Consider the following 5,810-nt stretch of genomic DNA (forward strand, 5'->3'; position numbering starts at 1 on the left):
CTCTTTTAGAAAATAAAAAACTAAGTCCAAATATAATAGAACTTACTAGTGCTGTAAAATAAGGAATTAGCTTATGATTGTTGTCCATTTAATCTTGTCCCCCTAATTATGTCAGTAGCGAAAGCATTTGTTACTTGTCTTATTCTTAATTCTTTGCTTTTTCTATATAAAAGCCACAAAATCAATTATATCATTTTAAAGCAAAATAAAAAGAACTTACTATAATGAAAATTAAAGTTTTTACATTTTTCTACGAGAATTAAACAAGGGATATTTATATCCATTTAAAGCAGATAAGGAGGCCTATTTATGGCAACAATCACCGCTCAAATACTTGTAGGACATCCAAATAAACTTGGTAATGGTATGCTGCCTACTCATTGCTTATTACTAGCACAAGGTAGTAAACCTGTTTGGATTTTAAAAAGTTTAGATATATTAGAAAACGAAAAAGAAAAACTTTCAACTATTAGGTGGGTTCCTACAGAAGAAAATTTATTGGAAGATGCTCTATTATTGATTTCAGTTAATGTTCTTAAAGATAAGAAACTTATAGATAATATAACTAATCATATAAAAAACATTTCATCACCTTTAATAGATCTTAATACTGAGATAGCTCTTGATAATTTAAAGGAATTACACCATATAAATAGGTCTTTACAATATGATTATAAACTTGTAATCACATGCTTTACTGGATCTGCCTTAAATCTCAACCTAGAAAGTATAAAGGAATATAGTATGGATGTTGAAATATGCACTCCTAGCTATAATAGATATTATAATCCTTGGATAGATAATACTGTTATCAAAGGCAATCTAGTTTAAATCTAAATAAACCCTTGAAAGCTTAATGAGCTCTCTAGGGTTTATTTTTTCCCTTTAAAATCATTAATATTTTGGGTAAACCTTCGGCAAAATATATAATAACGGAGGTGTTTTTATATGAAAAAAATAAACTTTAATATTAAAAATATGATAGTTGCATTGTTGCTTTCCTTATTAGTTCCTACATTTGATTTTCCAAAGGCTTATACCTTAAGATGGGAAAATGAAGATTACTTTATAAAGCCTAAACATTTAACTTCAGCAGAACTACAAAAGTTTGTGGAAGAAAAGATCATCACTGAAGAACAGGCTAATAAAATAGAAGAATTCTTAAAAAAACATGAAGAAGAAAAGAAAGAAGAAAAAGAAAAGTTTCAAAAAATGGATGATAAGCAAAGAGAAAATTACTTAGAGCAAAACTATAAAAAACGTCCAGATATTTTTGGAGATTTGGTTTCATCTAAAATAATCACTGAAGAACAAGCTAATAGAATTAAAGAAATGATTCAAAGAAACCATGAAAACAAACTACAGGAAGTATTAAAAAAGGAAATATCCAAAGGTACAATAACTTCAGAACAGCTTACTAAAATAAATGAATTTTTATCAAAAAAGAAGGAAGAAAAGGCTAAATTAGAAAGTATGAGTCCTGAGGAAAGAAAAGCCTACTGTGCAAGTAAAAAGCCAAAGGATCTATTTACTGAGCTTAAAGAAGCTGGTATCATTAATGAATCTCAAAAAGAAGCCCTTTCCAAGGCATTACATGATAATTTTAACAATAAAAAGCCGGAAAACTAAATACCGGCTTTTTATTGTAGATTATTAAAAATTGTATTTTATTAATATCTTTTCAGCTGATTCTTTTAGTTCTTCTAAAGTACCATCATTGTAAATAACCTCATGGCATAGATTGTCCAGTATATATGGCACATCCACCTCGGTGTTATGGTTGCTATTGCTATTTTTCACCACTTCTTCACCATCTCTATTAATCAATCTTTTCTTTCTTATTTCTGGACTAATCCTTATACCCAAAATTAAGTATCCCTTATCCTTCCAGTAATGTAGGTCAGATAAGGTTCTTCCACCAACTATTATGGATAGTTCCTCTTTTCTAATAAAACTCAATTGCTCCTTAATAGCCTTATCAAAGTCTTGTCCTTCAAGATGACTGTTGTCCCAACCATACTTTTTTTGTCCACTTTCATAAATAAGTGACAATATATAATCACACATGATATTTATATCCATTTCTCTTAACTTATCTGCAACGGTTTGACCTATATATCTCTCCAAGCCCTTCCAACGTGGATTAACCTTGCTCACCTTCATCATTTCTCTACATAGAACACCCATATTATATATCTTAGCATTATCTCTTAACTCAACAAATTTGGCAGCTAAAGCATCTTTACCCGCTCCCATTTCACCAAAAATAACTATACCATTATAAAGCATACCCTTTCCTCCTTGTATTGCTCTAGCACAAATCAATTAATTATAAATATACAACCTCAAAGAAGATCTATAATAATTTTCTATTGCTAGTATTTTACCACATTTAATATAAAAATTCTAACTTAAAAAACCACACTAAAACTTAGTGCGGCTTTCAATTTAATTTATTTTAAAGATCAGCTCTGTATCAGCAAATTTAACCTTATCCCCATCTTTAAGCTCCTGTTCTCCCTTTAGCTTCACATCATTGATATATGTACCATTTCTACTGCCTAAATCCAAAAGATAATACTTATGGTCCTTGTATGAAAGAATAGCATGTTTTCTTCCTACCCGTGAATCATATCTTAAAAGGAAATCACAGGTTTTTGCATCTCTACCAATAGTAATAGTTGGCTTATCTATTCTAAAATTTTTGCTTTGTCCATTTAATTTATAAGAGAAACTAGCCGTGGGCTGCTTTTTATTTTTCTCATTTTCTACAGACTCAACTGTTAAAAGAATTTCCTCTATATCCTTTTCTTTTACACTATCTTCTATCACTGCTTTTTCTAATACTTCTGCTTCTTCATCACTTTCTGATAGCTTTTCTTCATTTATAGTTTCCTTCTCTTTGATGGTATCAATATTCCATTCTTCCAATACTGACTCTACAACTTCCTTATTTTCTTCTAAACTTTTATCTATTTCTTTATCAGTTTCTTCTTTATGTTCTGCTATTATCTTTACTTCTTTAGCAATTATTTCTTCATTTATCTCTACTCCTGTGCCTTCTTCCTTAACCTCTTCTTCTTTTAAAAGATCTGCCTCTGTTGAAATACTCACTGGACTTTCAGAATCTACATTGAAAGATACCTGTACTACTCTTTCTGCTATTTTCCTTGAGCTATCAGTATTTTTTGGTTCAGAAAGGTTAACAACCTTTTTATCTTTACTGTCTTTTGGCTGTTCATTATGATCTGTTTTAGCCGCAGCTAACTTTTTTTCTTCCCTTATATCCTTAATTAGTAGTATAGTTAAAATAGCTATAATTATAAGGAGAATAACAACAATGATACTAGATATTAATATAATGCGATCCTCTCTTAAAGCCTCCAAAAACATTTCTTTCCCCCCATTATTTTTAAAGGTTACTTTAGTTCATTATATTCAAGATTAAGTTGTAATATACATCGCTTCCTATCTTTACTGTTTTGGGATCTTTTTCATTACATTTCTAAATAAGCTTAACCATCTCCTTTCATAAAATAGTTACCACTTTGTAATCTGTATGGATTTTTTCCATAATATTATATCTCGTCCTTGTTTATTTTTTGTTATTTATTCATTTTAATGTAAAATTATCTATAATGGTGTTTTATAATAAAATCAGTAAAAAAATCATACATTTTAATATAATTAAATTAAATTTATTAGTTTGTCTATATTCAAAAGCTATGATATTATATTATTGTAAAAAGAAGTAGTGGCAAAACCTTCTATCTTTTCTTTTATTTATCCTAGAGGGGGAGTTACCAATGGTTGTAATAGAAAAAAAATCAAATTCATCAAAAGAAAACGTTTTCTTTTGTGTTTTTGCATTATTACTACTTTTTAGCTTAACTTATAATAATACTAGCTATTTATCTGTTATAAGCTCGGTATTATACATAGTGTTTATATTATGTACCTTCTTTTTTAGGTCAAGGGGATTTACAAAATACTTTTTTGCTGCGGTTTCCCTTGCTTCTTGTATAATATCCCTAAGATACTCTACTTTAAACTTTGGTTATTACATATTACATTATTATTATTCAATTGCAATATATATATACATAATGTCAGATATAATTTTTCCAAACATAGCTGGAATTACACTAGCTTTTGTCCTTATGTCTAATTCAACATACAGCTTAGCACCTATTCCTCATGAAATTATAACCATAATACTAATTAACAGTATAGCCTTAACAGTAATAGGCTATCTTATTCGAAAATATGTAGCCCAACAACATAGTTTAAAAATTGTTAATAGTTCATTATATAATATCACTTTACAGGATTCTCTAACTAATTTACCAAATCGTGTTTATTTTAATAAATGTATAACGGAAATCACAAAAGCTTTAAAACAAAATAAAAAGGATCAATTTGCTATAGCAATTATGGATTTAGATGGTTTTAAAACCATTAACGATAGTTTAGGTCATAATAATGGCGATATTATATTATCCCTTATTGGAAAACGTTTACTAGAATTATCTAATGATAGCATTATAGTATCCCGTTTTTGCGGAGACGAATTTGCAATACTGGTAAAGGATATAAAAAGTAGGGATGAAGTTATTAATTTGATAGAGAAAATTCTTATTTCTATAAGCACTCCTTTTATAATAAATAATCATGAAATCAAATGCTCTGCCAGCATTGGTGTAGTTTTTTCAAAAGAAGAATATACTACTGCTGAACAATATTTAAAATATGCAGATATAGCTATGTATGAAGCTAAACTTCAAGGAAAAGATAGATATGTTATTTTCGATGAAAACATTCAGAAAAAGATAATGAAAAACTTAAAATTAGAAAATGATTTAAAGCATGCTTTGGAACGAAATGAATTAATTTTATACTATCAACCAATTGTATCTTTAAAGACAGATAAAATAATAGGTTTTGAAGCTTTAGTCCGCTGGAATCATCCGGAGTTAGGTATAATATCACCTACTGATTTTATACCCATAGCGGAAGAAACTGGCTTAATAATACCTATAGGTAAATGGATTCTTCAGGAAGCCTGCAAACAAGTTAGTCTTTGGCAAAAGAACTATAAGAATACTAAATCCCTCTTTGTAAACGTAAACATGTCGGCTATGCAACTTAACCAATCAGACATAGTTGAACAGATTGCAGAAGTGCTCCGTGAAACAAAGGTATCCCCTAATAATTTAAGTATTGAGATTACTGAAAGTTCTCTTATTACTGATGTAATAAAATCGCAAACTGTATTAGAGCAAATGCGAAACCTAGGTATAAACATACAAATAGATGACTTCGGTACAGGCTACTCCTCCTTAAGCTATCTACAACGGTTTCCTTTCAATGTTATTAAAGTTGATAAAAGCTTTATTCAGCAACTAGATAGTAATAATAAAAATCACAGTGTTGTAAAGAGTATTATCCTAATGGCTCACGAGCTAAATATGAAAGTAACCGTTGAAGGAATAGAAACTGCAGGGCAGTTAACACGACTTAAAAATCTAGGTTGCGAACATGGTCAAGGATACTACTTCTCTAAACCTTTGAACAAGGATGATGCAGAGAAATTACTATTAAAGTATTTCAATTAAACTAAACACCAGTAAATAAAGAGAGCCAATTAGCTCTCTTTATTTTTCACTCAATATATTTTGAATCTGAAATTCTATCAGACTCTTTGTCATTTACTTCTTCAATAATCTCTCTATTTAAATCCTTTAGCTTTAAAATCTGAATCTGCAAATTTTAATATGCAAAATTTCCTTTAACAAAGACTGGAACTTCTT

General features: G+C 29.2%; 5 protein-coding genes. 3 read left to right on the forward strand and 2 right to left on the reverse strand.

The features are described from left to right. Positions 1 to 309 precede the first annotated feature (309 nt). Together N3C_RS14685 and N3C_RS06250 are read left to right on the forward strand one after the other, a co-directional pair. Positions 310 to 831: a hypothetical protein gene (locus N3C_RS14685; protein ID WP_083604444.1), complete on the forward strand. Its 522-nt coding sequence runs from the start codon at positions 310 to 312 to the stop codon at positions 829 to 831. 117 nt (positions 832 to 948) lie between these two features. Further along, complete coding sequence (locus tag N3C_RS06250) at positions 949 to 1,629, forward strand: hypothetical protein (protein WP_074365200.1); 681 nt, start codon at positions 949 to 951, stop codon at positions 1,627 to 1,629. Between the two features lie 24 nt (positions 1,630 to 1,653). Here the strand turns inward: N3C_RS06250 and N3C_RS06255 are convergent, their stop codons facing one another. Both N3C_RS06255 and N3C_RS06260 read right to left on the reverse strand, forming a co-directional pair. Then, positions 1,654 to 2,289 carry a nucleoside/nucleotide kinase family protein gene (locus N3C_RS06255; protein WP_074365201.1) on the reverse strand — a complete coding sequence of 212 codons (636 nt, stop codon included), beginning with the start codon at positions 2,287 to 2,289 and terminating at the stop codon, positions 1,654 to 1,656. A gap of 159 nt (positions 2,290 to 2,448) precedes the next feature. Next, positions 2,449 to 3,393 carry an FHA domain-containing protein gene (locus N3C_RS06260; RefSeq protein ID WP_074365202.1) on the reverse strand — a complete coding sequence of 315 codons (945 nt, stop codon included), beginning with the start codon at positions 3,391 to 3,393 and terminating at the stop codon, positions 2,449 to 2,451. 767 nt (positions 3,394 to 4,160) lie between these two features. Between N3C_RS06260 and N3C_RS06265 the strand changes: the two genes are divergently transcribed. Then, positions 4,161 to 5,615, forward strand: coding sequence for a putative bifunctional diguanylate cyclase/phosphodiesterase (locus N3C_RS06265; protein ID WP_178377778.1), 1,455 nt, complete (start codon positions 4,161 to 4,163; stop codon positions 5,613 to 5,615). The last annotated feature ends 195 nt before the right edge of the window (positions 5,616 to 5,810 follow it).

The sequence above is a fragment of the Clostridium sp. N3C genome (genome assembly GCF_900095445.1).
Lineage (GTDB): Bacteria > Bacillota > Clostridia > Clostridiales > Clostridiaceae > Clostridium_AU.